Consider the following 25,760-nt stretch of genomic DNA (forward strand, 5'->3'; position numbering starts at 1 on the left):
CCGATATCAGCTGGCGGCTCCTGCCGCATTGTGCCTCGATGAAAAAATCGCCTGCAGATTAGGGAGAATGATGAATTCTCCGCCCCTCTTCACCAGGCAGTTGATGTAGTCGGCGCGCCAGCGCATGCCGATGCTCGGCGGCGCCTCGCTCGCGGACTTTGCAAGTGTCGTCACCTCGTTCACCTTGTCGGTTCTGAGGCCGACGAGCGTCTGCTCGCCCTGCAGATCGATCTCGATGACGATGATGCGGCTGTCGATCGTCGCCTCCGCTGCTTCCATCCCGAAGGCGAGACGCAGATCGGCGAGCGGAATGACTTTGCCGCGAAAGTTGATGACGCTGGCGACGAAGGGCTGGCTGCCCGGCACAGCGGTCTCGGGAAGCAGGTCCAGGATTTCCTGGACGATGACGGCTTCCAGCGCAAAGGTTTCGCCGTTGAGATCGAAGGTCAGGACCTCGACTTCCTCGGCATAGCTCCAGTGATTGTCGAAACGTTCGGCTGTGGCTGTTGCACTCATCCTGCTACACGCAATTGCGCCTCCTGTTGCTGACCCGCGGCAACCAGGTGCCCGACGTCGAGAATGAGAGCGACGCTGCCGTCGCCGAGAATGGTCGCGCCCGAGAAGGTCGCAACGTTATTGTGCAGTTTCGACATCGACTTGATGACCGTCTGGTGGTCGCCGATGATCTGGTCGACGACGAGACCGACGCGCTCCGTGCCTGTGGATATGACGACGACCTTCTGGTGCACGTCCGGCTTGGTGCCGGTGCGGAAGAGATCGCGCAGGCGCAGGAACGGCACGAGGCTGTCGCGCAGCGAGATGAAGCTGCGGCCGCGCGAGCGGAGATCTTCCTCGAGCGACAGTTCGAGGCATTCCTCGACCGCCGAGAGCGGGATGACGTAGCGGCCGGAACCGACGCGCACCAGCAGCCCGTCGATGATGGCGAGCGTCAGCGGAATGCGCAGCGACACTTCCGAACCCTGTCCCGGCACGCTGACAATGTCGATCGCGCCGCGGAGCGCTTCGACCGTCTTCTTCACCACGTCCATGCCGACCCCGCGGCCGGACAGATTGGTGATCGCGGCAGCCGTCGAGAAGCCAGGGGCGAAGATCAGCTGCAGCAGCTCGGAGTCGGAAAGCGGCTGGCCGGCCTGGATGAGGCCGGAGGATTCCGCCTTGGCGCGAACCCGTTCACGATTGATGCCGCGGCCGTCGTCCTTGATCGAGATGATCACTTCGCCGCCGGCCTGGCGGGCCGAAAGCGTCACCGTGCCGGCTTCGATCTTGCCGGAGGCAAGGCGATCGGCGGGCGTTTCGAGCCCGTGATCGATCGAGTTGCGTACCAGATGCACCAGCGGATCGGCCAGACGCTCGATGACTGTTTTGTCGACTTCCGTGCTCTCGCCCTCCGTCACCAGTTCGATCACCTTGCCGGTTTCGCGGGCGAGATCATGGACGAGGCGGCGGAAACGGGAGAACAGTGTGGCGACCGGCACCATGCGCAACACCATCATCGTATCGCGCAATTCGCCGGAGAGGCGTTCGATTTCTTCCGAAACGGAGCGTAGCGCGATATCGGTGCTGGCGCTGGCGAGCTGGCTGAGGCGCGATTGGGCGATGACGAGCTCGCCGACGCGATCCATCAGCTCGTCGAGACGTTCGGCCGGAACGCGGACATTCTCGGCCGCCTTCGCCTGGCTGACGGCGGCGGGCGCCTCGCGCTTGGCCGGAACCGCCTCGACAGGACGGAATTCCGGGACGGCCGCCGGCGGAACGGGCGCCGCCGATGCCGCAGCGACAGGCGCAGGGGCCGCCTTTTCATCTGCCGGAGCGACGGCTGCCGCTGTCGGCCCGTCGATCTCCTCGACACTGAGTTCCATGTCATCGAGCACGAAGATGAAGACGTCGTCGATCGCCGAACGGTCCTGCTCGCTGGTCAGCGTCACGTCCCAGGAAATATGGAGATCCGTCGGAGTGAGCTCGTCGAGGGCCGGAATGGCCGAGGTATTGGCGCGCACGGTGCATTCGCCGAGATCGCGCAGCTCGTCCAGCAGACCGAGCGGGTTGGTGCCGTTGGCCATCGAATTGGCGGGCAGGCTGAAGCGGATGCGCCAGCTGTTCTTCTTCGCCGGTGCCTCGCGCACGGCTGCGGGTACTGGAACAGCGGCCGGCGCCGCTTCTTTGCCGCCGACAGCGGCCTGCAACTGCGCCAGCAGCTTATGCCCAATATTGCCATGATCGGCGTCCGGCTGGTCGACGAGGGCGCGCATATGGTCCTGAGCGGCAAGGACGGCGGCGACGAGTTCGCTGGTCGCCGGAACCTCACCCTTGCGGACGCGATCGAAGGCTGTTTCGCAATGATGGGTGAAGGCGGCGAGCGCCTCGAAGCCAAACATCGCGCCGGAGCCCTTGAGCGTGTGGAGCCCGCGGAACACGGCGTCGACAAGATCCTTGTTGTCGAGCTGGTGAGTCAGGTCGAGAAGACCGGCCTCGATCGCTTCGAGGCATTCGGCAGCCTCCGTGCGGAATACGGCGACGGGATCGAGCGTACTCATCGTCCAAGAACCTTCTTCACGATCTTCACCAGGCTTTCCGGGTCGAACGGCTTGGTCAGCCAGCCCGTCGCGCCGGCGGCCTTGGCGCGCGCCTTGAGATCGGCGTCCGATTCCGTCGTCAGGAAGATGATCGGAACGCCGGCCTGGGCCGGCAGCTTGCGCAGTTCCTCGATCATCGTCAGCCCGTCCATGACAGGCATGTTCAGATCGGTCACGATCAGATCGAAGCTGCTGCCCTTCGCCGTCGCGAGGCCCTCTGCCCCGTTGACTGCCTCGGTGACGCGATAGCCGGCATTGGTCAGCGTGACCTTGGTGGTCAGACGAATGCTGGCGGAATCGTCGACAGTCAGGATACTTGCACTCATAACGTCACCTCTTTATGCAACCAGAACTTTGCGTCTTCGCGATCGAAGGATTCGATGAAACCTGCGCGCTCAAGTACTTTCAGGACCGAGCCGCTGGCCGGCAAAGAAAGCTCGAACGTCTTTCCCTTAAGCTTTGCTTGGCGACGCGAGGACTCGATGAGTTGAATGAAACTCAGATCCGCTTGTGCGCCTTCTGGAATGCTGATGATGATTGCATCTCGGTTATGAAATTCGTCGCTAAGCTTGTAATATAGTTCGGACGCGTTACGAATGCTGAGCACGTCCGGTAAATTTATAGATTCGTAATATTGCTTCTGAGTATCCAATGCAGCCTCCTGGGCCAGAGAAATACTTGATGACCCTAAAAGGACTCTCACGGCAGCGTTAATGCGGGGTAAACAGCGGTTGTAGGAAACTGCCGCATAGCGAGTCCGGCGACTCCCAATTCTCATCCGGGATAAGTTGTATTTTTTTCTCAAAATTTAGAAATAAATAAAATAAAAACAATATGTTGAATCACCAAGTCGAGCGTTGGGCTTTCACCGACACGCCATCAACATCTTTCGTTAATCACAACGCTGGCGAGTCCGGCGCGTTTACCGGACGTTTCCATCCTGCCCGTAAAAATAGAGTGGAATTGCCTGGATTTTAACAAAAGGTATAAAAGTGGCACACGCTCTGGTATCGCCGAACGCTGCAGCCTACACATCAGGATGGGACATCAGCCAGACCCTGGAATCCGCCCGCGGCCAGGTCGAGGAACGTTTCCTCGAAGGTGGCACCGTGCTGCTGTCGGTTATGGATGTTCTCAACCGCTTGCTGAGCTCGCTCGAGAACGTCACCACGGCGCTCGACAATAAAGAGGCGAGCGACACCGGCGCCGATCTCCGGGCCACGGTGGCGAGCCTGACGGCGCTGCCGATCACTGAGGAACGCCGCCAACAGGCGCTCGTCTCGCTGGCGCATACCGGTAGGGAGCTGCGCAAGCACGTCGCTGACATGCAGGAGACGATGCGTTATCTCAGAACCTTCGCAGTGACCGTGAAGATCACCGGCGCCGGCATTGCCGAGTTCGCCGGCTTCGCCCAGGAGATTCTGGAGCGTATCTATTCCGGCACCGATGAGGTCAACCGTTTCGCCGCACACCTCGACAGTCTCGATAAGGAGGTCAAACTCGCCGCCTCTTTTGGCGCCAGCGTTTCCAAGGGTTATGCCGATACCGTTCCGGCCGTCGCCGGGGCCTTACGTGATGACGCCGCCAAGATCGCCGAACACCGCAAGGATCTCGGCGTCATCGCGCGCGAGGTCGGCGCGATTGCCCGCGTCGTGCAGAGCAAGGTCGCCTCGACGCTGTCTGCCCTCCAGATCGGCGATATCACTCGCCAGCGTATCGAGCATGTACAGGCCACTTTTTCGCTGCTTGAAGATTTCTTTGCTGGCGAGGATGGCGCAAAGCTCGACGCTGGCGCGCGCCGGCGCCTCCAGAACGTCATTCACCATCTGACTGCAGCGCAGATGAGCGACATGTGTGCAAATTTTCAGCGGGATTCTGAGAACGTCGTCAAGACGATCGCGAGTTTCGACCACGACATGCGGGAGATCCTCAGGCTGCGCGATCAGATGAGCGGTGAGAGCGGCGGGGCCGGCGGTAACTTCATGCGCGCGCTGGAATCCAGCGTTTCGGCCGCCCATGAAATCGTCAAGCAGGTCGACGCGGCAAGCCGTCAGGCCGACCATGTCAGCCAATCGACGATCGGCACGGCCGCTAAGCTCTCCGAAGCGATCGGCAACATCCGCGCCGTCAAGACCGACATTCACTATATGGCTTTGAATACCAACCTGCGCTGCAGCCGCCTCGGTGAAGAAGGCAGGTCGATCAACGTCGTCACCGCCGAGCTGCGCATTTTTGCCGGCAAGCTCGACGATTCCGCCGACGCCATCGTCAATGGCCTGCCGGCGCTCGAAGCCGCGGCCGGGCGCGTCGCCCCCGCCACTGACGCCGGAGCCGGCAACCTGGGAGAGAGCCTGACATCGGCCGTCGGCAACATCCGCTCTGCAGCCAACCTGATGGAAAACGAGCTGAAGGTGCTCGCCGAGAACGGTCGCGAGGTCGCCACCAAGATCAGCCTGCTGATCGGCAAGCTCGATTTCCAGCATGACCTCGGCGAAGTCCTTGCCGGCTGCGCCGATCTGCTCGAAGGCGTCGCCGGCACCGATGTCGCCGATATTTCCGATCTCGCCGAGATGATCGCGCCGCTCGACCGCAAGATCTTCAAGCACTATACGATGGTCCAGGAGCGCAACATTCATCGCGACGTCATCCCGGCAAGCGAGGGCAGCACCCCTGCTCTCGCCGAGATGGCCAAAGTCGAAAATGACGAGGATCTTTTCGCCGACGCGCTTTTCTAAAGCACGTCGCGCAACAGGGTGTAGCGCGCTTTAGGGCAACTCCAGTAAACGGCGCGCCCGCTAACGCCGCCGGAATTTGTTGGCAGCCTCGATCGCCGCCTTCTGCTGATCCTCCTCGATGCCGAGGTAGAAATCCTCGAGCGCCGGATCGGCGAGCCCGGCCCGGCGCGACAGCACGTACCACTTCGCCGCCTCGATCGGATTGGGCGGCGTGCCGATGGCATTGATATAGAGATGGGCGAGTTTGTTCTGCGCAGCGACATTGCCGCCATTGGCGGCAAGTTTCAGCCATTCGAAACCCTTGACGTAATCCTTCGGCCCGCCGACGCCGTTGACCAGCCAGATGCCGAGATCGAGCTGGGCCGTGTCGAAGCCGGCGCGCGCCGCGCGTACCATCCACTCGCGGGCGAGCTTCTTCTTTTCCTCCGGCAGGTCTTTCAGCGTCGCATAGATCTGCGCCACGGCATATTGCGAATCGGCAATGCCCTGCTCGGCCGATTTCTCATAGAACGGCAGTGCGAGCTTCAGTCCCTTGTCGCCGGGATTGTCGGCGATGAGAAGCTGCGCCCAGTTGAATTCCGCCGAAGGATTGCCGGCCTCGGCCGCCTTGCGCATGTAGTCGTCGGCCTTGACCTTATCACGCGGCACGCCCTCGCCTTCCATCAGGATCAGTGCATATTTGAACATTGCCGCCGGATCGCCACCTTCTGCCGCCTTGCCATACCAGAAGGCAGCATTCTTCACGTCTTTCTTGACGCCGAGGCCTTGCGACAGGATTTCGCCGATCAGTGTCTGCGCCGCCGGATCACCGAGTTGGGCGCGCGGTAGCGCCTTTTCCATTGCCGTCAGGTAATAACCGCGCTGGAAGGCGCCGTAAGCCTCGTCGATCGGCCCCTTGTAATCCTTCTCCGGCGGCAGATCGGGCAGCTTCGCGCCCATGCGGTCGAACACGCCGACGCCATCGGAGGGCCCCGCGCCCGAGGCGGAAGGCCGGTCGGTGCGGAAGGTCGAAGCCGGCGCCGTGCCCGGCTGGCTGACGACGCTGTCCGGCGCCTGCGCCAAGACGACATCCGGTCCGGCCGCAACGAGGACGGCCATGCTGGCAAGGATATATTTCAGGAAGCGGACGGGTGGGATCGGCATGAGCGCGATTTCAATCCTCAAACCGTGGCGCTTTTTCGTCAAGCAACGCATTGATCTCGGCGACGACAGACGGTGCCCGGGCGGGCTCGGCGAAGACCGCCAGCCGCAGCGCCACGAACTCCGCTCCGGTCTCGGCGACGGCGAGCGCCGAGGCCGGATCGGTGCCACCCATGACGATGCAGGGGATCTCGATCATCGAGGCCCACCATTCGCCGAGCGCAAGGTTCTTCGGATGCGCCTCCGGCTTGATGTCGCCATCGAGCTTGCCGAAGAAGATATAGTCCGGCCTGGCTTCGCCGATCTCCAACGCATGGTGCCGGTCGGCCGCGTTGCCGCCGCCGATGATCAGCTTCGGCGCATGTTTGTCGATCGCTTCCGAAAGCGCCGCTACATTGCCGGAAATGTGCAAGCCGTCGGCCTTTGCCCGGCCTGCGACACGGCTGTCGCCTGCAATCAGCGCGGCTGCTCCAGCATCCTGAATCAATGGCACCAGCTTTTCGGCATGTTTCTGGAAGCTGCCGTCGTCAAGCCCATATTGCGGCACGATCACCGAAGCGACATCGCCGCCCTTCAGCGCGTCGGCGACGACCTTTGCCTGTTCATCGGCATCAGCGATATCAGGTACGATGAGCACAAGGCGGCAGCGGTTTTCCGGTTCGGTCATGAGGTCTTTCCGTTTCCTGCGAATTCCCCTTCGAAATGAGGGACCCGCACTCGTTTTGTGTGAGTAGTTCCGTTAGACGAGGCTTGCAAGAGGAGGACGTCGAAAGCATGCCGCAGGATTTGTCATTCTACTACGCCGCCGTGCCCGCCGTTCTGCTGGTAGGCCTCGCAAAGGGCGGCATGGGCGACGCTTTGTCGCTGATCGGCTTGCCCTTCCTCGCCCTTGTCGTCTCGCCGGTCGAGGCGGCGGCGATCCTGCTGCCGATCCTGGTCTTCATGGACATGATCTCGCTCGTCATCTGGCGCAAGCATGGCGACTGGGCGACGCTGAAGATCATGCTGCCGGGCGCCGTCTTCGGCATTGCGCTGGGCTGGGCGACCTCGGCGCTGGTTCCGGGCAACATGTTGCGCATCGTCATCGGCGCGGTGACCATCCTCTTCTGCCTGCGCTATTTCTGGAACAATTTCGGCCCGGGCGCCGGCAAGGTGATCCCGCCGCGCGGCCAGCGACCGGTGGCCGCCAGCCTCTGGGGGACATTTTCCGGTTACGGCAGCTTCGTTGCTCATGCCGGCGGTGCGCCCTTTCAGATCTATGCCCTGCCGCTCAAATTGCAGCCACGCGAATATACCGGCACCAGCGTGCGCTTCTTCGCGATCCTCAACGCCATCAAGCTGATCCCCTATTTCGCGCTCGGCCAGCTCGACACTCAGAATCTTGCGACCTCAGCGACGCTTCTGCCCTTTGCCCCGCTCGCCACCATTGCCGGCGCCTGGTGCGTGCGCCGCATGAAGCCACAGATCTTCTATCCCTTCATGTATGCGATGGCGCTGATCGCCGCCTTCCTGATCGTGCGCGAGGGCCTTGGCTGGTAAGAGGCCCGTCAGCGCCGCTGCTTCGCATTGCTGCAATTCGCTGCAATGCACAATTTCCTTGCTGGCGCGGCCGGTTTGACGTAGCGTTGCCGCCATGTCGAACACCGACCCTTTCTCTGCGATTGCCGATCCGAACCGGCGGTTTCTGCTGGAGGAATTGCGTCGCGCGCCACGGACGGTCAATGAGCTTGCCGAAGGCCTGCCGATCAGCCGTCCAGCTGTTTCACAGCACCTGAAGGCGCTTCTCGACAGCAATCTCGTCTCCGTGACATCGGAAGGCACCAAACGCATCTATACGGTCAACAACCGCGGCTTCGACAAGCTCAATTTATGGCTGGATCAGTTCTGGGCCTGATGCATGTTCCCATAAGATCTGGAATACGATGTGAATCATAGGAATGCGATGCGAGACGTGGCGGACCCAAAAGCGCCAGCCACGATGCCGGATGCATCGGACTGGCGCAAATATGGTGTCAAATCACCGGTTCTTGCTAATTCTTGGCGGAATGGATGGATTTACCTTGTTGCGCAAGATGATCGCCCGGCGACCCTTGGGAAGATTAGTGGACGGATGATTTAAGACGCTGAATCTCGTCCTTGATGCGCAGCTTGCGGCGCTTGCATTCGGCAAGTTCCGTATCGGAAATAGAGGGAGATGTTCTGAGCGCGTGCAACTCCTCCTCGAGAGCGACATGCTTTTTCTGGAGTGACTCAAGATGAGCTTGAACAGTCATATGACCCTTCCTTCCTCTTACCCTCCCCGGCCAACATCGTCGGGGATCAAGGTGTCAACGGCCGGACTGTGACATATTTTTGAAGGCTTGTCGAAGGCCAAAAGATGAAGACTGGATGGCAATTTCATGATCAAGACTAACTAGCCGTTACCCGTATTTGGTGATAGGAGCTTGCGGAAATCATCGCCAGATCGGACAAGGTCCAGGGACGGTAACGGGGAATGCATATGGCCGATCAGGAACAGGCGGAAATCAGGCTCATAGTGGCGCGCCTGCGTCAGGAGCACGAGGATTTCGATGCCGCGATCAACGCCATGATCCAGACCGGATGCGATGCACTGCGGATCCAGCGAATGAAAAAGAAAAAACTTGTCATCAAGGACAGGCTCTCCAAGCTGGAAGATCAGATCATTCCTGACATCATCGCCTGAGAGGGAACGCAGCAACGATGACAGACAGACCACCCGTCGCCATCATCATGGGCAGCCAGTCCGACTGGGAGACCATGAAAAACGCCGCCGACACGCTGGAGGCGCTGGAAATTCCCTATGACGCGCGCATCATTTCGGCGCACCGCACAGTGGACCGGCTGGTCAATTTCGCCAAGGGCGCACGCGCGGAGGGCTTCAAGGTCATCATCGCCGGCGCCGGCGGCGCCGCCCACCTGCCGGGCATGACCGCCGCGATGACACCGCTGCCGGTTTTCGGCGTGCCGGTCCAGTCGAAAGCCCTGTCCGGCCAGGACAGTCTTCTTTCCATCGTGCAGATGCCGGCCGGTATTCCCGTGGGCACGCTTGCCATCGGCAAGGCCGGCGCGGTCAACGCCGCGCTTCTCGCCGCTGCCGTACTTGCCCTTTCCGACGAAGAAATCGCCGACCGGCTCGACGAATGGCGCGAGCGCCAGAGTGCTGCCGTCGCCGAATACCCGATGGACAACCTATGACGGCAAGAACGATCGGCATTATCGGCGGCGGCCAGCTTGGCCGCATGCTGGCCATTGCCGCCGCCCGGTTGAATTTTCGTACGGTCATTCTCGAGCCGCAGGCGGACTGCCCGGCCGCCCAGCTCGCCAACCGGCAGATTACCGCCGCCTACGACGATCCGGCGGCACTGGCCGAACTTGCTGATATTTGCGATGTCGTCACTTACGAATTCGAAAACGTGCCCGTCGCAGCCGCCGAAAGGCTCTCGGCGAATGTCTCCGTCTTTCCGCCGCCGAAGGCGCTGGAAGCTGCCCAGGACCGCCTCGTCGAAAAGCGCTTTCTCAATGACTGCGGCATATCAACCGCCCGCTTCCACACGATCGACAGCCAGGCCGATCTTGAGACGGCACTTGAGGATTTCGGCGGCCAAGGCGTGCTGAAGACCCGCCGCCTCGGTTATGACGGCAAGGGCCAGAAGGTTTTTCGCTCTGCGGCCGACAGCCCGGATGGCGCCTATGCCGCACTCGGCGGCGTACCGCTCATCCTCGAAAGCTTCGTTGCTTTCGAGGATGAGGTCTCGATCATCGCCGCGCGCGCCACCGACGGGACGGTCGTCTGCTTCGATCCCGCCGAGAATGTGCACCGCGACGGTATCCTTCACACCTCGACGGTTCCAGCCGCGATCTCTGCATCGACGGCGGACGCCGCGCGCCAATCGGCCGAAAAGATCCTTGCCGCGTTGAACTATGTCGGCGTCATCGGTATCGAATTCTTCGTGCTTGCCGATGGTGGCCTGATCGCCAACGAGATGGCGCCGCGTGTCCACAACTCAGGTCACTGGACGGAAGCGGCCTGCGTCGTCAGCCAGTTCGAGCAGCATATCCGCGCCGTCGCCGGCCTGCCGCTTGGCAGTTCTGAACGCCATTCCGACTGCATCATGCAGAACCTGATCGGCGATGATATCCTGGCCGTTCCCGACTGGCTGCGGCGCCCCAATACGCTGGTTCATCTCTATGGCAAGACCGAGTGGCGCCCCGGCCGCAAGATGGGCCATGTCACCACCTTGACGCCGAAATCGCCGGTTTTGGCCTGAGAAAACACCCCTGTGCCTTGGGAAAAACACCTTCATGTGGTTGACACGGAAAAGGTGACGGGGTATCTGCTCCCCCACCTAAACAGCGCGCCCGATGGCGCGCTTTTGATTGTTAAAGATACGGGCGAATGTGAATTCCCCCCTAGAGATCGCGGATCAGAAAAATGAAGATCAAGAATTCGCTCAAGTCGCTCAAGGCTCGTCACCGTGACAACCGTCTGGTTCGCCGTAAGGGCCGCATCTACATCATCAACAAGCTGAACCCGCGCTTCAAGGCTCGTCAGGGCTGATTTCGCGCGTCCGGATCGCCCTGCCGCGTGAGTTGGCGCCGGCAGATATATCCGGTGGGTCGCTGCGGTGATCACGTCAAATTTGTTTGATCTTCGGCGCTGGCGGGCTAATATGTCCGCCATGCGCTTTTTTGCTTTGACATCAGCGGCGCTGCCGCTCGCCCTCATTCTCCTCACCGCCTCCTTTCCGGCCGCCGCCGCGGAAAAGCCCGCTGCCGCCGCGAAAAAGGATGTCATCGTCGAGCAGGCGGATACCAACAGTTCGCCAAAGCAGCACCTCGACCAGCTCTTCAGCCAGCTGAAGCGTGAACGCGATCCCGAAAAGGCCAGCGGCATCGCCAATGAAATCCGCATGGAATGGAACGATTCCGGCAGCGCCACCGTCAATCTGCTGATGCAGTGGGCCGACAAGGCGATCGAGGAAAAGCGCAATCCCGCGGCCCTCGATTTCCTCGATGAGGCGATCGCGCTGAAGCCCGATTATGCCGAAAGCTGGAACCGCCGCGCCACGCTGAATTTCGCCATGGGCAATTATCGCAAGTCGATGTCCGACATCGAACGTGTGCTCGATCTCGAGCCGCGCCATTTCGGCGCGCTCTCAGGCATGGCGGCGATCCTCAGCAATTCCGGCAACGACCAGCTGACCTTGAAGGCTTGGGAGCGTTTCCTCGACGTCTATCCCGCCGAGCGCACTGCGCAGGAACAGGCCAACACGCTTGCGGAAAAACTCGCCGGCAACCGCACCTGATTCCTGGTCTGATATCTTGACGTCGGATCTCGCCGCGCAATTTTAGCATATGGAGGGAACGACATGGCGGTTGTCCGCCAGCAGGTCGTTCCGCAATTATCGCTCGTTGAGATCATGCTTGCAGAAGTTTCCGCTCTTCTCGCCCCGCTCGCCGCCGCCATCGGTTACTCCACTTATAAGGCGTGGCAATTCGAACACGCCTATCCGAATATCGGCGAACTGACGGATGTCGGCGGCTACCGCATGAATGCCGTCCACATCGAGCGTCCCGAAAATGCGGATCTGCCCGCCCTGGTTTTCATTCACGGCGCCAGCGGCAATTTGCTCGACCAGGTCGTTGCCTTCCGCGCCGCACTCGAAGGCCGGGCGGAAATGCTGTTCGTCGACCGCCCCGGTCATGGCTATTCCGAGCGCGGCGGCCCTGAGAACGCCGTCCCCTCTGGCCAGGCCGATGCGATCGCCAGACTGATGGAGAAGCGCGGCATCGAAAAGGCTGTTATCGTCGGCCATTCCTTCGGCGGCGCGATCACCGCCGCCTTCGGCCTGCGTCATCCTGATAAGACCGCCGGCTTGCTCTTCCTTGCGCCCGCCACCCATCCATGGCCGGGTGGCATCGACTGGTACTATCATGTGGCAACCGTGCCGATCGTCGGCTGGCTCTTCAACCACGCGATCGTCGTGCCTCTCGGTCTGAGCCGGCTGGAGCGCGGCACGCTGAATGTCTTCCGTCCCAATCCGCGCCCGGCCGACTACATCGAAAAAACCGGGCCGTCGCTGGTGCTGCGACCCAACGCTTTCCATAACAACGCCGCCGATTTCAAAAGGCTGCTCGCCTATGTGAAGGAGCAGTCGCTGCTCTATTCGCAGATCACCGCACCGACCGTCATCATAACAGGTGACAGCGACGAGATCGTCTGGGAACACTTGCACTCGCGCGGCCTTGCCCGCGATATATCAGGCTCCGAACTCATCACCGTCAGCGGCGTCGGCCACAAGCCGGATTATCTCGCAACCGATGTCGCCATCGCCGCCATGGAGAAGCTATCAGGCAAGCCGCGCGACCTGCAAGCGATCGCCCGCAGGGCCGAAGAGAGGCTTGCCGCCTCCTCACGCGATCGGACGGCCGCGGCCGTACAGTCGTTGGGGTCGACCGGGCCGCGCGTTTTTTCAGACGCGCAGAGGACGCTGTAGCACTTTGAATTGCTGCATAATTTTGTCCTCAGCATTGCAGGAAACCTGCCTCAGGCGCCGAGACGCATGCCGCCGTCGCAGGTGACGACGTGGCCGCTCATGAAGCTGTTTCCGATCAGGAAGGCAATCACCTGCGCGATATCCTCCGGCCTGCCGACACGGCCGACCGGCGTGCGGCCGGCGAAATCCGCAAAGACGCTGCCGCGCTGCTCGGGCGGCAGGAAACTCCACCACGGCGTATCGACGACCCCGGGGGAAACGCCGTTGACGCGCAGCGGCTTCAATTCGGCGGCAAGCACCGGCACCATCGCCTCGATGCCGGCATTGACGGCCGCAAACCCAGCCGTGCCAGGCATCGCAGCCTGCGCGCTGACCGCCGAAACGAAGGTGATGCTGCCGCCCGGCTGCAGCAGCGGCAGTGCCGCCTGGGCTGCCGCTGCATGCGGAATGAGCTTGGTCTGGAAACCGGCAAGCAGGTCCGTCATGTCGAGCGTCGCAAAAGGTCCGGCGCCGTGACCGCTGCCCATCGCCAGCACGAGATGACCGAATGCGCCGATCCCGGCAAAAGCCTCCCCGAGTGTGGAAAGCTCCGCCGCATCAAGCACGAGGCTGCGCAGATCGCCATCGAGCGATGCCTTCGCCGCGGCAAGCTTTTCACCGTCGCGGCCTGCAATGGTGACCGTATATCTCTGTTTCAAAAGTAATTTCGCCGTGGCGAGGCCGATGCCGGAAGAACCGCCGATGACGACCACATGCTGCAAAGACATGATGCTGCTCCTTGAATTGATCGATCCGCAGGCGTTTGAATCACCCGCGGCGCAGGCATCATGCGCGGCCTGGAAACGGCAAACAGTTCCAGTTTTATCCTGGTATCGATACTGATATGATCACCGCCATGGACCAGAGAGCCGACACACTCGAAGCCCGCCGCCGTGAATTCGCAGCCTTTCTGCGCTCTCGCCGCGAGCGGCTGACGCCGTCCGAGGTGGGCTTGCCCGAGGGATTTCGGCGGCGCACGCCAGGTCTCCGGCGCGAGGAGCTCGCCATGCTCGCCGGCGTCGGCACCACCTGGTACACCTGGCTGGAACAGGGCCGCGACATCAGGCCCTCCGCACAGGTGCTGAACGCCCTTGCCGATGCACTGCGCCTCGACGAGGCCGAACGCCGGCATCTCTTCACCCTCAACAATCGCCATGCGCCGCAGGCTGTATCCTCCGCACCCGAATGCGTCGACGAGCCGCTGCAACGCATGCTCGCCAACCTGACCCACCAACCGGCCTATGTGCTCGGCCGCCGGTGGGACGTGCTCGCCTGGAACCGCGCCGCCGACATGCTGTTCGGTGGTTACGACACGCTCGACCGCGACGAGCGCAACATCATGCATCGCCTGTTCGCCGACCCGGCGCATCGCCGGCTGCTCGTCGATTGGGAATCGGTCGCCCGCGTCTCGCTGGCAATGTTCCGGGCCGACAGCGCGCGTTATGCCGGCGATCCGGATTTCGAACGGCTGATCGCGCTGCTGAAGCAGGCAAGCGACGAATTTCGCCACTGGTGGCAGCGCCACGAGGTCATCAGCCCGCTGTCCGGCATCAAGCGCATCGACCATCCCATCAAGGGCCGCATGTCCTTCGAACATACCGGCCTGACGCTGACAAACCGGCCGGAGATGAAGCTCATCGTCTACACGCCGCTCGATGACGACGATACCAACCGGAAACTCGCCGAACTTCTCGCATAAAGCCAACCCCTTGCATTGCCTCGGGCTGCCGCAGTCCCATATGTTTTTCCATCATTGTCCATAGGAGGGGAAATCATGGGCCGCCTGCATGTCTGGACGATCTCCGTCATCGCAGCACTGTCGCTGAGCCTGACCTCGGCTTTCGCCGCCTCGCCTGCACCCGTCGAAGCCGAGCACGGCATGGTGGTCACCGCCCAGCATCTGGCGACCGATGTCGGCGTCGAGGTGCTGAAGAGCGGCGGCAATGCCGTCGATGCAGCGGTCGCCGTCGGTTATGCGCTGGCGGTCGTCTATCCCACGGCCGGCAACCTCGGCGGCGGCGGCTTCATGACCATTCGCCTGAAGGACGGCACCAAGACCTTTCTCGATTTTCGCGAACGCGCGCCGCTTGCCGCGACAAAAACCATGTATCTCGATGCCAAGGGCGATGTCGTGCCACGCGCCAGCCTCGACGGCTATCTCGCCGTCGGCGTGCCGGGCTCCGTGATGGGCTTCGAGACCGCACGCGAGAAATACGGCACCAAACCGCGCGAGGAGCTGATCGCACCGGCGCTCCGCTTCGCCAAGGAGGGCTTCACGCTGGAACAGGGCGATGCCGCAAGCTTTGCCGGCAGCGCCAAGCGCCTCGCCAAGGATGAGGCGGCAGCGAAAATCTTCCTGAAACCGGATGGCAAACCCTATGCATCGGGCGAAAAACTCCAGCAGCCGGATCTTGCCGTAGTCCTGACAGCCATCTCCGAAAAAGGTCCCGACGCCTTCTACAAAGCCGCCCCCGCCGAGGCGATCGTCAAGGCGAGCCAAGCCATGGGCGGCGTCCTTGCAAAGGAGGATTTCGAGCAATATGCCGTGCGCGAGTTGAAGCCGATCGAGTGCAATTATCGCGGCTACGACGTCATCTCCTCCCCGCCGCCGTCTTCCGGCGGCGTCATCATCTGCGAGATCCTCAACGTTCTCGAAGGTTATCCGCTCTCCTATCTCGGCTATAACTCGGCCGAAACCGTGCACATCATGGTCGAGGCGATGCGCTATGCTTATGTCGACCGCAATGCAGCACTCGGCGATCCCGATTTCGTCGAGAACCCGGTCGAGAAACTGCTCGATAAGAAATATGCCTCGGAAATTGCCGCCAAGATCGACCCTTACAAGGCCGGCACCTCGGCGAACCTGAAACCGCTCGGCGCCAAGGAAAGCACCGAGACGACGCATTATTCGATCATCGACGACGAGGGCAATGCGGTCGCCGTCACCTATACGCTGAACGGCTCCTTCGGCGCCGGCGTGGTGGCACCCGGCACCGGTGTCCTGCTCAACAACGAGATGGACGATTTCACCTCCAAGCCCGGCGTGCCCAACCTCTACGGACTGGTGCAGGGCGAGGCCAATGCCATTGTCCCGAAGAAGACGCCGCTCTCCTCGATGAGCCCGACGATCGTCACCCGGGACGGCAAGCCCTTCATGGTGATCGGCAGCCCCGGCGGCTCGCGCATCATCACCATCACGCTGGAAGCAATCCTCAATGTCGTCGATTTCGGCATGGACATCAGTCAGGCGGTCAACGCCCCGCGTCTCCACCACCAATGGCAGCCCGACAAGGTCTTTCTCGAGCCTTATGCACTTTCGCCGGATACGGAAAAGACCCTCGCCGCGATGGGCTACAGCTTCGATGGCGGCAATGACGCGCCGCAATGGGGCCAGGCCGCCGGCATCCTCGTCGGCGGCAAAAGCCTTGCTGCCATCAAAAAAGGCGGCGGCGCCCGCTACAACGGCGCCATGGACAGCCGCGCAGCGGAAGGTTCGGCAAGCGGCTACTGACGCCTCGGGATCGCCTGATCAAACAGTCGGCAGAAGCGCAGCACGGCTGAAGAAGCAGCGGTGGTACCATTCATGTCACCGTGACAAAGTCGCCGTTCACAATTGGCTTGCCTCGCCCTATGCATGGGCGAACCCGCACGCAGAAAGATTCCCGAATGGCCAGCATTGAAATGATTGTCGCAGCCCGCGCCCGTCTGCGCGGTCATATCAGGCGTACGCCGCTTCTCTCCTCGCCTTTCCTCAATGAGATCGCCGGCCGGCGCCTGTTCGTGAAGGCGGAATGTCTGCAGCATTCCGGCTCGTTCAAGTTTCGCGGCGGCTGGTCGGCCGTCTCCGGCCTCGATCCGGCCGTGCGCTCGAAAGGCGTTATCGCCTTCTCCTCCGGCAACCACGCCCAGGGTGTTGCGCTTGCGGCCAAGCTGCACAATGTCCCCTCCGTCATCATCATGCCGAGCGATGCGCCGAAGCTGAAGATCGCCAACACCCGCGCCTTCGGCGCCGAAGTGGTGCTTTACGACCGCGTCACCGAGGATCGCGACGAGATCGGCGCGAGACTTTCGGCCGAGCGTGGGCTGACGCTGATCAAGCCCTTTGACGAACCGCTTGTCATTGCCGGTCAGGGCACGACCGGTCTTGAAATCTCCGAGCAGGCTGGAGAGGAAGGCGTGACATCAGCCGAAGTCCTGGTTCCCTGCGGCGGCGGCGGATTGACCTCCGGCATCGCGCTCGCCCTTGAAGCCAGTTCTCCCGGCTTTCGCGTCCGTCCCTGCGAGCCCAGGGATTTCGACGACACCACCCGCTCGTTGGCCTCCGGCAAGATCGAACGCAACGCGGCGGTATCGGGCTCGATCTGCGATGCGATCGTTACGCCGCAGCCGGGCAACATCACCTTCCCGATCCTCAAGCGCCTCGCCGGCGCCGGCATTGTTGTTACCGACGAGGAGGCGCTGCGCGCCATGGCACTCGCCTTCTCGCGGTTGAAGATCGTCGTCGAGCCCGGCGGCGCGGTGGCACTTGCCGCCGCCCTCTTCCATGGCGATGCTCTGGAAAGCGACACGGTCATCGCCGTCACCTCCGGCGGCAATGTCGATGCCGATATCTTCGCCATGGCTCTGGAACGGTTCGGCTGAGACGTCACGCCGGCGCATCTTCGTGAGGCATCCGGCTCATCGAGCCGGATGCCAGATCACCGATCAGATAGAGTGATCGTGAAGCGCCCGGCGGATTGCGATCTCGACCGGCGAATAGGCGCCGTCCTGCCGTTCAAGCCGAAGAGGTTCGGAAGGCACAAGGCCGGGCTGCGCCATGAAACGCGGCTCCTTGCCGCGATGCATCTGCGCCGCATGGATGAGGAAGGGATGGCAGAGATAGACTGTGCCCGCCTGCCCTGTTGCCAACGCCAGCGGCCGCTCTTCCCCGACATGCTCCAGCCAAAGGTGGGCCATCCCCGTCTCGCCCGCCGACGCCAGAAGGCGAGCGATATCCTTGTGCGAACCGACACGGATACGGGTCGGCGCATCTTCCTCCCCGACATCCGAGAACAGGAAGAGCATCAGCAACGCCCGCCCGCGCGAGTTGATATTCACCCGCCAGGCGGAAAAGTCCCGCTGCTCATCCGGATCGGAATCCTCGCCGGGAAAGCTCAGATCGACATGCCAACCGGCATCGCCGGGATCATCGGGATGGGGAAAGCGGACAGGGAAACTGCCAAGTCCATTGCGCGGCTCCCAGCGCCCTTTGCCGACGAGCTGGTCGAAGGCCGAATGCAATACCGGCGTGTTGACGGCTTTCTCGAACGGCCCGCCGCCATAACCGGCAAGCCGCACGACCGGCCGCGTCCACGTGTTTGGATCATCCGCAGCGAAGGGAATGTCACGCCACATGATGGCACGGGCTTCCCTGGCCAATTCGCGGGGAAAGGCGCCGTCGACCCTGGTGAAGCCGTCTTCGATGAATTGCTCGATCTGCGCGGCACGCAGCGCTATCGGATAAACATCTGATGTCATGATATATCTCTCTCTATCGCCAATCCTGCCGGCTCTGTCCTTGGCCAGACGCAGGGTCATTACGGTCCACGGCAACGGGCCAGCCGCAAAGGCTGGTTAGCGACCGCATCTTCTGATGCCCGAAGGCAGAGCCTTAGAGGCTCAAGAAGAAGGCCGTAGCGATATTGAGAGTGATCATCTTCATAGCGGCCGAAAGCTACAGCCACGCGTCCGAACGGTCAATGCTGAGATCTCGGGCCACCACCCCATGCAACGCGCCATGCACCGACTGAAGCACGAGTTCGGCAAGCCGCGCCGCAGCCGGCTGCGGTTCGGCTTCCGCTCGATGCAGAACCAGACCGAGCTTCGGCAAATCAGGCAGGCCGATTGCTCCCGGCGCCAGCGGCCGGACCTTCGCCGGCAGGCCGATCGGCGTGCGGATGGTAAGGCCGAGGCCCGCCGCCGTCGCGGCCCAGAGACCGCCGAGACTGGGACTGACGAAGGCGAGCCGCCAGGAGATCCCCGCCTCATCAAGCGCCTTGGTCGCCGCGCTCCGCAACAGACACGGCGCCTCCAACGAAGCGAGCGGCATCGGCTCGCCGCTTGCGGCTTGCCAGTTCGGCTGCCCCTCGGCAGGTCCGATCCAGCGCATCGGCACTTCGCCGATCCGCTCGCAATGCGCCGTCAGCGTGCCATCGCTCCAGGCAAGCGCCAGATCGAGCTTGCCCGATGTGACGCGCTGAAGCAGCTCGGCATTACGCACCACCCGCGCTTCGATTCGGACCTTCGGGTGCGCACGCGCAAAGCGGCCGAGCACATCCGGCAGCAGGGTCTCGCCAAAGTCCTCCTGCAGGCCGAGCCGCACCCAGCCTTCCAGCTCGACGTTGTTGACGGCGGCAGCCGCCTCGTCGTTGAGTTCCAGCAGCCGCCTGGCATAACCGAGCATCGTCTCGCCGGCATCGGTCAGCGCCAGCCCGCGACCCGCCTTGCGGAAGATCGGCGTGCCCGCCTGCTCCTCCAGCTTCTTCAGCTGCGCACTCACTGCCGAGGTCGAACGCCCGAGCCGCTCGGCCGCCTTGGCGAAATTGCCAAGCTCCATGCCGGTCGAAAAGGTTCGAAGCACATCGAGATCGAAGATTGTCCGTCGCATTGTATAGTCCTGCTTTTCAGGATCGTTGATCCATAAAATTCTGATTTTCAGCATCATCGTGCCGTGCGATGCTTCTGCTGTCAAGGCCGACGGACGGCCTGAACCATGGAGATCCCGATGCCCTTCGTTCGCATTTCCCTTCGCAAAGGCAAGTCGGCGGACTATCTCGCGGCGCTGGCCGACAACATCCAACGCGCCCTGGTCGAGACCTTCGACGTGCCCGAAAACGACCGCTTCCAGACCATTCACCAGCACGACGACAACGAGCTGATCTTCGACCGCAGCTATCTCGCCGGCCCGCGCTCCGACGATTTCGTCTATATCTCGGTCACGATCGGCAGGCCTCGCACCGGCGAGATGAAGGCAGCACTCTATCGGCGGCTCGCCGAACTCCTTGCGCAATCGCCGGGCCTTCGGCCCGAGAACGTGATGATCGTCATCAGCACCAGCGCACCGGAAGACTGGTCCTTCGGTAATGGTATTGCCCAGATGACCGACCCAGACTGGCGGCTTCGTCTGGCTGGAGCCCGGCGATGAGTGCCTCGAACCCGACGACCATGACCATCAGGCGCCCCGGCAAGGCGGTCCGCTCGCCGGAGGGCGTCGCAACTGCGCCTTTCTGGGTCGAGATGCTGCGCGAAGGCAGCGCCGATGGCGAGAACACCGCAATGCGCGCCACGCTCGATCCCGGCACCATCACCCGCTGGCACACGCATCCCAGAGGCCAGCTACTTTATGTACTTTCGGGCCATGGGCTGGCGCAAAACGAGGGCGGCCTGGTTGAAACATTGCGCGCCGGCGATGCCGCCTGGTTTGCGCCCGGCGAGCGTCACTGGCATGGAGCGGCCGATGACAGCACCTTCAGCTATATCAGCGTGCAGCCGACCGAAAACGGCAGCATCGTCGAATGGCTGCAACCGGTGGAGGCACAGTCATGATCACCATGCAATACAGCTTCACCCTGCCTGCCGATTACGACATGTCGATCATCGACCGCCGCATCCGCGACAAGGGTCCACTGCTCGACGGCTTTCCCAATCTCGGCTTCAAAGCCTATCTCAGCGCCCGCAAGGGAGAGTTCGGCAGCCACGACAATCTCTATGCGCCTTTCTATCTCTGGCAGACGCCGCAAGGGGCAAGCGACTTCCTCTGCGGCCCGGGCTTCGAAACGCTGACCCACGCCTTCGGCTGGCCACAGGTGAGAACCTGGATCGTCTGGCAGGCAGAAATCTCGCCTGATATCGCCCCGGCCAGGTTCGCCACACGCGATGTCCTGCAGACGGAACCTTACGCGCCGCTCGACGATATTCGCCGCGCCGAAAGCGCGGCGACCGAAGCAGACTTGGCGACAGGTGGCGCGCTCGCCTCCATTTCCGGCTTCGAACCGACGAGCTGGACGCGGGTACGCTTCAGGCTATGGCGAGAGATTCCCGAGATCGGCGAGCACACCCAGGCCTATCGCGTCGGCCACCTATCCCTGCCCTGAGCTCAGACGGTTGCCCGGCGATAGAAGGCCAGCGAGCCGGCAAGCGCCAGCAGCGCGCCACCGCAGGCTCGCTCCAGCCACATGGCGCCTGAGGTTTTCAGGAAACGCACCGCCTGCGAGCCGAAGAAGGCGTATCCGAACATGATGAGGAAATCGAGCGCGGCAAAGACAAGGGCGAGCAGCATATATTGCATCGCCTGCGGCAGGATCGGGTCGATGAACTGGGGCAGGAAAGCCGAGAAGAAGAGATAACCCTTCGGATTGGTCGCCGCGACCATGAAGCTCTTCAGTCCGATCGAGAGGGGCGATGTCGCGCCCGCAGGCGCTCCGGACTTCAACGCCGCATCGATCGTGCCCTTCGAACGCAGCAGCATGATACCGAGAAAAGCGAGATAGGCGGCACCCGCCCATTTCAGCATCGAGAACCAGAATTCCGATGCGGCGAGCAGCGCACCGAGCCCGATCGCCACGGCGCCGATCAGCACGAAATCGGACAGCACCGCGCCGATCATGCCGGCAACCGCCCGGCGCAGGCCGTGCCGCGAACCGTTAGTCAGCGCCAGCAGCACTGTCGGCCCCGGTGTCGCGATACCAACGAAGGAAACCGCTGCAAAAGCCAGAAGCGTGACGAAATCCATGACGATCCTCCCCATCCAGAGATCGAAACTTGCATGCGCCATTGCCATTGGCAATGCCGGCCCATCAACGAAAAAAGCCCGCCGCCTTCTCAGGCAGCGGGCTTTCGGATGCATGCGATCGGATCAGATGCCGCTCTGGCCGTCGGAACCGATATAGGCGATGCGGATCATGTTGGTGGCGCCGGGCGTGCCGAGCGGTACGCCGGCCGAGATGATGATGCGGTCGCCCGGCTTGCCGAAACCTTCGTCGGCGACGATACGGCAGGCGCGGTTGACCATGTCGTCGAGATCGGTCGCGTCATGGGTGACGACGCAGTGCAGGCCCCAGACGACGGCAAGACGGCGCGCCGTCTTGATAATCGGCGACAGCGCCAGGATCGGCACTTGCGGACGCTCGCGCGAGGCGCGAAGGCCTGTCGTGCCCGACGAAGTGTAACAGACGATCGCCGACAGCTTCAGCGTTTCGGCGATCTGACGGGCGGCCAGCGAGATCGCATCGGCACCGGTCGCTTCCGGCTGGGCACGCTGGGCATAGATGATTCCGGGATAATGCGGCTCGCGCTCGATGGCAGTGGCAATCGACGCCATCGTCGTGACAGCTTCGACTGGATAGTCGCCCGAGGCCGATTCGGCCGAGAGCATGACGGCATCCGCACCTTCGAAAACGGCGGTCGCGACGTCGGAAACTTCGGCGCGTGTCGGCACCGGCGCGGAGATCATCGATTCCAGCATCTGCGTGGCAACGACCACCGGTTTGCCCGAACGGCGGCAGGCGCGGATCAGCTGCTTCTGGATGCCGGGAACCGATTCGAGCGGCATTTCGACGCCGAGATCGCCGCGGGCGACCATCAATGCGTCTGACAGTTCGATGATTTCTTCGATGCGCTCGAGAGCCTGCGGCTTTTCGATCTTCGACATCAGGCCGACGCGGCCGCGGGCGATCTTGCGCACTTCGGCGAGGTCGTCAGGACGCTGGACGAAGGAAAGCGCCACCCAGTCGACATCGTCGGTGGCAAGCACCGCGTCGAGATCGGCGCGGTCCTTGTCCGTCAGCGCGCCGACGCCGAGCAGCGTGTCGGGAAGGCTGACGCCCTTGCGGTCGGAGATGCGCGTGCCCGAAATAACAGTCGTGACGATGCTCTTGCCGTCGCATTTTTCTGCGCGCAGGGCAAGCTTGCCGTCATCGATCAGCAGGCGGTGGCCAGGCTGCACCGACTCCAGGATCTCGGGGTGCGGCAGATAGACGCGGCTCTGATCGCCGAGCGCTTCGTTGTTGTCGAGCGTGAACGTCTGGCCGGGCTTCAGGTCCACCTTGCCGTCGACGAACTTGCCGACACGCAGTTTCGGTCCCTGCAGGTCGGCGAGAATGCCGATCGGCCGGCCGGAGCGCGCTTCGACCGAGCGGATGCGCTGGATCAGCGTGCGCATCATGTCGTGGCTCGCATGGCTCATATTGATGCGGAAGACATCGGCACCGGCCTGGTGGAGCTTCTCGATCATCGATTCCTCGGAGGAGGCTGGCCCGAGGGTGGCGAGGATTTTAATTTTGCGATTACGCTTCATCAATTCTGGCTTTCTTGCGTCCCTGGGGTGTCGGAGAGTTGAACCATCCAGCTACCCTGGCGGCCCGTATCATATTCCTTGAATCCCATCTTCTGGTAACCACGGGCATAACAATCCTGCACACCCGTGATCTTGAATTCGTTTTCCGCCACGCACATCTGCACGTCACCCGTCCATCGTCCTCCCCGGGCGGCGTCCTCTGCGTAGAGGTAATAATAGCGCGACTGCAATTCTCCCTCGATCAACACGGCGCAGGTCGTTGCCGGCACCTGCCACCAGCCCTCCGTCATCCAGCCATCCTTGGCGCGATAACCGATCGCGACGCCGACGAGGTTCTGCGTTCCGTTGCAGACGCGAAAATCGGCGCGTGCAGCATCTGCGATGAAAAACGGCATGGCGGCTGCAAGGGCGAATAGAGCGAGACGGACCAGCGGCCCGGACCGCGTGAGGAAACTTGGCGCGGCTTGGATCAACACGGCTCCCAAATAGCTCCACGGTTATTCGTATCCGTGTCTTCTTGCGCCGCCGTCAAGCGAAAGTCAACGCAATGCTAATCGATTATATTTCCTTTCATAACCACCCGTCGAGTGTCCGGCTCAACCTCTCGCCGCCTGCCGCGCTTGAACCCACCGCAGGCGCATGCGATCACTGCGCCCGACGGCGCAATGACGAACGGCAATTCCTTGATGGATGACTTCCAATCTTTCGAAATCCTATCCGGCAAACATGACAAAGGCATGGTGATCCTCGCAGATCACGCGATGAACCGCCTTCCCGCGCGATATGGCCGGCTGGGACTTCCCGACGCGGCCTTCGCTCGACATATCGCCTATGACATCGGCATCGAGGGCCTGACGCGGCAGCTTTCGGCAAGGCTCGGCGTTCCCGCCGTGCTTGGCGGCTTTTCGCGCCTGCTGATCGACCCCAATCGCGGCGAAGACGATCCGACGCTGATCATGAAGATCTCCGACGGCGCCGTCATATCAGGCAATCATCCGATCACGCCGCAGGAATGGGACCACCGCATCGAAACCTTCCACCGCCCCTATCACCATGCCGTGGCCACAACGATCGACAGCGTGGCGAATGCCACTGGCAGGGCGCCACTGGTGCTGTCGCTGCACTCCTTCACGCCGGCTTGGAAGGGCATTCCCCGTTCCTGGCACGCTGCCGTCCTCTGGGACAGCGACCATCGCGCTGTTGGCCCGCTGCTTGACATGCTGCGCGCCGATCCCGATCTCGCCGTTGGCGACAACGAACCCTATGACGGCGCGCTGAAGGGCGATACCATGTACCGCCATTGCATGATTACAGGCATTCCGCATGCGCTGCTCGAGGTGCGTCAGGATCTGATCGGAGACGAGACCGGCATATCGGCATGGGCCGAACGCCTGGCGCCGATCTTTGCGGCGATGAATGCCGAACCCGCCTTGCACGAATACGACGTTCACCTGTCACGCACCGGCCCCTATTGAACGAAAGGCCCCATTTAACGAAAGGAAGCGAGATGACCGCGCTCAGCAAGGAACAACAGACCGAATTCGAAGCTGCCGCCTTTCGCCGCCTCGTTGCACATCTTCGCGAACGCAGCGACGTTCAGAACATCGACCTGATGAATCTGGCCGGCTTCTGCCGCAACTGCCTGTCGAACTGGTATCGCGAAGCCGCCGAGGCCGAGGGTGTCCCGGTGACCAGGGACGAATCGCGCGAGATGGTCTATGGCATGCCCTATGAGGACTGGAAGAATCTTCACCAGAACGAGGCCTCGCCTGTGCAAAAGGCTGCTTTTGAACTGAACAATCCACACAAATAGCTTGGCTGGCCGCGAACAGGCTTGACCGTGACGCCGCTTCGCGGCAGTCACTGGCATCCAAAATCGATCACCGAAAAACCAGGAGAACACGATGTCTGATGCTCACGGCGTCGCCCGCGATCAGCTTCGCGCTTTCATCGAGCGCATTGAACGGCTGGAAGAAGAAAAGAAGACCATCGCCGACGATATCAAGGACGTCTATGGCGAAGCCAAGGGAACGGGCTTCGATACCAAGATCCTGAAGAAGGTCGTGGCGCTGCGCAAGAAGGACGAGCAGGAGCGCATGGAAGAGGAAGCAATCCTCGACACCTACCTGCTTGCGCTCGGCATGATCGAATCGCCGCCGGGAGGCTGATCCGTCCACACCGCCCGATATCGACAAGCCGCCGGGCCGCTCCGGCGGCTTTTCTTTTGCGGAGAACGCGCCGGGTTAAGCAGCGGCCTTACCTGTCGAAGCGGCCAAGTCATGACCTCCACCAAAGGTGGAGGTTTGAAACGCTGCGCTTGAACCGCTAGAAGCGGTTTTGCTATATGTTAGTAGCTGGCATTAAAGAGGTCGGCAAAGTCGGAAGCTTTGTCGACCTTTTC

Annotated in this window: 31 protein-coding genes; 18 read left to right on the forward strand and 13 right to left on the reverse strand. The window is 62.0% G+C overall.

What is annotated here, in order from left to right; translation table 11 throughout:
• Window positions 1-6: 6 nt before the first annotated feature.
• From ACIPSK_RS29530 to ACIPSK_RS29545, 4 genes are read right to left on the reverse strand one after another with little or no spacing between them, the layout of a single operon-like run.
• Complete coding sequence (locus ACIPSK_RS29530) at window positions 7-516, reverse strand: chemotaxis protein CheW (RefSeq protein WP_017968160.1); 510 nt, start codon at window positions 514-516, stop codon at window positions 7-9.
• Entirely contained in the window at window positions 513-2,555 is a 2,043-nt protein-coding gene (locus ACIPSK_RS29535; protein ID WP_162117006.1) for a chemotaxis protein CheA, read from the reverse strand. The genes ACIPSK_RS29530 and ACIPSK_RS29535 overlap by 4 nt, the downstream gene beginning before the upstream one ends.
• Window positions 2,552-2,920, reverse strand: a complete 369-nt coding sequence (locus ACIPSK_RS29540; protein ID WP_162117005.1) for a response regulator — start codon at window positions 2,918-2,920, stop codon at window positions 2,552-2,554. The genes ACIPSK_RS29535 and ACIPSK_RS29540 overlap by 4 nt, the downstream gene beginning before the upstream one ends.
• On the reverse strand, window positions 2,917-3,246 hold the full coding sequence (locus ACIPSK_RS29545; protein ID WP_162117004.1) for an STAS domain-containing protein: 330 nt from the start codon (window positions 3,244-3,246) through the stop codon (window positions 2,917-2,919). The genes ACIPSK_RS29540 and ACIPSK_RS29545 overlap by 4 nt, the downstream gene beginning before the upstream one ends.
• A 340-nt stretch (window positions 3,247-3,586) precedes the next feature.
• On the opposite strand from ACIPSK_RS29545, the gene ACIPSK_RS29550 reads away from it, so the two are divergent.
• Window positions 3,587-5,329 carry a chemotaxis protein gene (locus tag ACIPSK_RS29550; RefSeq protein WP_162117003.1) on the forward strand — a complete coding sequence of 581 codons (1,743 nt, stop codon included), beginning with the start codon at window positions 3,587-3,589 and terminating at the stop codon, window positions 5,327-5,329.
• Window positions 5,330-5,389: 60 nt separating this feature from the next.
• Here the strand turns inward: ACIPSK_RS29550 and ACIPSK_RS29555 are convergent, their stop codons facing one another.
• Window positions 5,390-6,472 (reverse strand): tetratricopeptide repeat protein, encoded by a 1,083-nt coding sequence (locus tag ACIPSK_RS29555; protein ID WP_162117002.1) that lies wholly within the window; start codon window positions 6,470-6,472, stop codon window positions 5,390-5,392.
• Window positions 6,473-6,482: 10 nt separating this feature from the next.
• On the reverse strand, window positions 6,483-7,136 hold the full coding sequence (locus ACIPSK_RS29560) for a thiamine phosphate synthase (RefSeq protein WP_162117001.1): 654 nt from the start codon (window positions 7,134-7,136) through the stop codon (window positions 6,483-6,485).
• Between the two features lie 107 nt (window positions 7,137-7,243).
• Here ACIPSK_RS29560 and ACIPSK_RS29565 point away from each other — a divergent pair, with 107 nt between their 5' ends.
• On the forward strand, window positions 7,244-8,008 hold the full coding sequence (locus ACIPSK_RS29565) for a sulfite exporter TauE/SafE family protein (RefSeq protein ID WP_064249487.1): 765 nt from the start codon (window positions 7,244-7,246) through the stop codon (window positions 8,006-8,008).
• Window positions 8,009-8,102: 94 nt separating this feature from the next.
• Window positions 8,103-8,363, forward strand: coding sequence for an ArsR/SmtB family transcription factor (locus ACIPSK_RS29570; RefSeq protein WP_003542830.1), 261 nt, complete (start codon window positions 8,103-8,105; stop codon window positions 8,361-8,363).
• A gap of 205 nt (window positions 8,364-8,568) precedes the next feature.
• On the opposite strand, the gene ACIPSK_RS29575 is transcribed toward ACIPSK_RS29570, so the two are convergent.
• Window positions 8,569-8,742: a YdcH family protein gene (locus ACIPSK_RS29575; RefSeq protein ID WP_003542831.1), complete on the reverse strand. Its 174-nt coding sequence runs from the start codon at window positions 8,740-8,742 to the stop codon at window positions 8,569-8,571.
• Between the two features lie 227 nt (window positions 8,743-8,969).
• Between ACIPSK_RS29575 and ACIPSK_RS29580 the strand changes: the two genes are divergently transcribed.
• From ACIPSK_RS29580 to ACIPSK_RS29605, 6 genes are all read left to right on the forward strand, one after another.
• Window positions 8,970-9,173: a YdcH family protein gene (locus tag ACIPSK_RS29580; protein WP_003542832.1), complete on the forward strand. Its 204-nt coding sequence runs from the start codon at window positions 8,970-8,972 to the stop codon at window positions 9,171-9,173.
• Between the two features lie 17 nt (window positions 9,174-9,190).
• Window positions 9,191-9,685, forward strand: a complete 495-nt coding sequence (gene purE / locus ACIPSK_RS29585; RefSeq protein ID WP_017968169.1) for a 5-(carboxyamino)imidazole ribonucleotide mutase — start codon at window positions 9,191-9,193, stop codon at window positions 9,683-9,685.
• Window positions 9,682-10,758 (forward strand): 5-(carboxyamino)imidazole ribonucleotide synthase, encoded by a 1,077-nt coding sequence (locus ACIPSK_RS29590; protein WP_162117000.1) that lies wholly within the window; start codon window positions 9,682-9,684, stop codon window positions 10,756-10,758. The genes purE and ACIPSK_RS29590 overlap by 4 nt, the downstream gene beginning before the upstream one ends.
• A gap of 164 nt (window positions 10,759-10,922) precedes the next feature.
• Window positions 10,923-11,048, forward strand: a complete 126-nt coding sequence (ykgO, locus tag ACIPSK_RS29595; RefSeq protein WP_003566454.1) for a type B 50S ribosomal protein L36 — start codon at window positions 10,923-10,925, stop codon at window positions 11,046-11,048.
• Window positions 11,049-11,160: 112 nt separating this feature from the next.
• Window positions 11,161-11,796: a hypothetical protein gene (locus ACIPSK_RS29600; RefSeq protein WP_026154569.1), complete on the forward strand. Its 636-nt coding sequence runs from the start codon at window positions 11,161-11,163 to the stop codon at window positions 11,794-11,796.
• Window positions 11,797-11,910: 114 nt separating this feature from the next.
• Window positions 11,911-12,987, forward strand: coding sequence for an alpha/beta fold hydrolase (locus ACIPSK_RS29605; protein ID WP_162117029.1), 1,077 nt, complete (start codon window positions 11,911-11,913; stop codon window positions 12,985-12,987).
• Window positions 12,988-13,037: 50 nt separating this feature from the next.
• On the opposite strand, the gene ACIPSK_RS29610 is transcribed toward ACIPSK_RS29605, so the two are convergent.
• On the reverse strand, window positions 13,038-13,754 hold the full coding sequence (locus ACIPSK_RS29610) for an SDR family oxidoreductase (protein WP_162116999.1): 717 nt from the start codon (window positions 13,752-13,754) through the stop codon (window positions 13,038-13,040).
• A gap of 116 nt (window positions 13,755-13,870) precedes the next feature.
• Between ACIPSK_RS29610 and ACIPSK_RS29615 the strand changes: the two genes are divergently transcribed.
• The 3 genes from ACIPSK_RS29615 (at window position 13,871) to ACIPSK_RS29625 (ending at window position 17,667) form a co-directional block, all read left to right on the forward strand.
• On the forward strand, window positions 13,871-14,725 hold the full coding sequence (locus ACIPSK_RS29615; RefSeq protein WP_162116998.1) for a helix-turn-helix transcriptional regulator: 855 nt from the start codon (window positions 13,871-13,873) through the stop codon (window positions 14,723-14,725).
• 75 nt (window positions 14,726-14,800) lie between these two features.
• Entirely contained in the window at window positions 14,801-16,537 is a 1,737-nt protein-coding gene (gene ggt / locus ACIPSK_RS29620; protein WP_162116997.1) for a gamma-glutamyltransferase, read from the forward strand.
• Window positions 16,538-16,692: 155 nt separating this feature from the next.
• Entirely contained in the window at window positions 16,693-17,667 is a 975-nt protein-coding gene (locus tag ACIPSK_RS29625; RefSeq protein ID WP_017968176.1) for a threonine ammonia-lyase, read from the forward strand.
• A 63-nt stretch (window positions 17,668-17,730) separates the two neighbouring features.
• Here ACIPSK_RS29625 and ACIPSK_RS29630 read toward each other — a convergent pair whose 3' ends face one another.
• Window positions 17,731-18,543: a phytanoyl-CoA dioxygenase family protein gene (locus ACIPSK_RS29630; RefSeq protein ID WP_162116996.1), complete on the reverse strand. Its 813-nt coding sequence runs from the start codon at window positions 18,541-18,543 to the stop codon at window positions 17,731-17,733.
• A gap of 196 nt (window positions 18,544-18,739) precedes the next feature.
• A complete protein-coding gene (locus ACIPSK_RS29635; RefSeq protein ID WP_162116995.1) occupies window positions 18,740-19,672 on the reverse strand; it encodes a LysR substrate-binding domain-containing protein in 933 nt (310 codons plus the stop codon).
• A gap of 117 nt (window positions 19,673-19,789) precedes the next feature.
• Here ACIPSK_RS29635 and ACIPSK_RS29640 point away from each other — a divergent pair, with 117 nt between their 5' ends.
• Genes ACIPSK_RS29640 through ACIPSK_RS29650 form a run of 3 tightly spaced genes read left to right on the forward strand, consistent with a single transcriptional unit; the run spans window position 19,790 to window position 21,158 of the window.
• The gene (locus ACIPSK_RS29640) at window positions 19,790-20,209 is read left to right on the forward strand and encodes a tautomerase family protein (RefSeq protein WP_162116994.1); all 420 of its coding nucleotides are present in this window, start codon (window positions 19,790-19,792) and stop codon (window positions 20,207-20,209) included.
• Window positions 20,206-20,610, forward strand: coding sequence for a cupin domain-containing protein (locus tag ACIPSK_RS29645; RefSeq protein ID WP_446533090.1), 405 nt, complete (start codon window positions 20,206-20,208; stop codon window positions 20,608-20,610). The genes ACIPSK_RS29640 and ACIPSK_RS29645 overlap by 4 nt, the downstream gene beginning before the upstream one ends.
• Entirely contained in the window at window positions 20,607-21,158 is a 552-nt protein-coding gene (locus ACIPSK_RS29650) for a DUF4865 family protein (RefSeq protein WP_162116992.1), read from the forward strand. The genes ACIPSK_RS29645 and ACIPSK_RS29650 overlap by 4 nt, the downstream gene beginning before the upstream one ends.
• A 2-nt stretch (window positions 21,159-21,160) precedes the next feature.
• Here ACIPSK_RS29650 and ACIPSK_RS29655 read toward each other — a convergent pair whose 3' ends face one another.
• The 3 genes from ACIPSK_RS29655 to ACIPSK_RS29665 all read right to left on the reverse strand — a co-directional run bounded on the left by ACIPSK_RS29655 (window position 21,161) and on the right by ACIPSK_RS29665 (window position 23,844).
• Complete coding sequence (locus ACIPSK_RS29655; RefSeq protein ID WP_162116991.1) at window positions 21,161-21,796, reverse strand: LysE family translocator; 636 nt, start codon at window positions 21,794-21,796, stop codon at window positions 21,161-21,163.
• 123 nt (window positions 21,797-21,919) lie between these two features.
• The gene (gene pyk, locus ACIPSK_RS29660; RefSeq protein ID WP_162116990.1) at window positions 21,920-23,359 is read right to left on the reverse strand and encodes a pyruvate kinase; all 1,440 of its coding nucleotides are present in this window, start codon (window positions 23,357-23,359) and stop codon (window positions 21,920-21,922) included.
• On the reverse strand, window positions 23,359-23,844 hold the full coding sequence (locus tag ACIPSK_RS29665) for a DUF1036 domain-containing protein (protein WP_162116989.1): 486 nt from the start codon (window positions 23,842-23,844) through the stop codon (window positions 23,359-23,361). The genes pyk and ACIPSK_RS29665 overlap by 1 nt, the downstream gene beginning before the upstream one ends.
• A gap of 201 nt (window positions 23,845-24,045) precedes the next feature.
• On the opposite strand from ACIPSK_RS29665, the gene ACIPSK_RS29670 reads away from it, so the two are divergent.
• From ACIPSK_RS29670 to ACIPSK_RS29680, 3 genes are all read left to right on the forward strand, one after another.
• On the forward strand, window positions 24,046-24,834 hold the full coding sequence (locus ACIPSK_RS29670; protein ID WP_162116988.1) for an N-formylglutamate amidohydrolase: 789 nt from the start codon (window positions 24,046-24,048) through the stop codon (window positions 24,832-24,834).
• A gap of 32 nt (window positions 24,835-24,866) precedes the next feature.
• Window positions 24,867-25,172, forward strand: a complete 306-nt coding sequence (locus tag ACIPSK_RS29675) for a DUF1244 domain-containing protein (RefSeq protein WP_003582233.1) — start codon at window positions 24,867-24,869, stop codon at window positions 25,170-25,172.
• A 91-nt stretch (window positions 25,173-25,263) separates the two neighbouring features.
• On the forward strand, window positions 25,264-25,527 hold the full coding sequence (locus ACIPSK_RS29680) for a DUF2312 domain-containing protein (protein WP_446533091.1): 264 nt from the start codon (window positions 25,264-25,266) through the stop codon (window positions 25,525-25,527).
• Window positions 25,528-25,760 lie beyond the last annotated feature (233 nt).

Source organism: Rhizobium sp. LARHSG275, assembly GCF_052871115.1.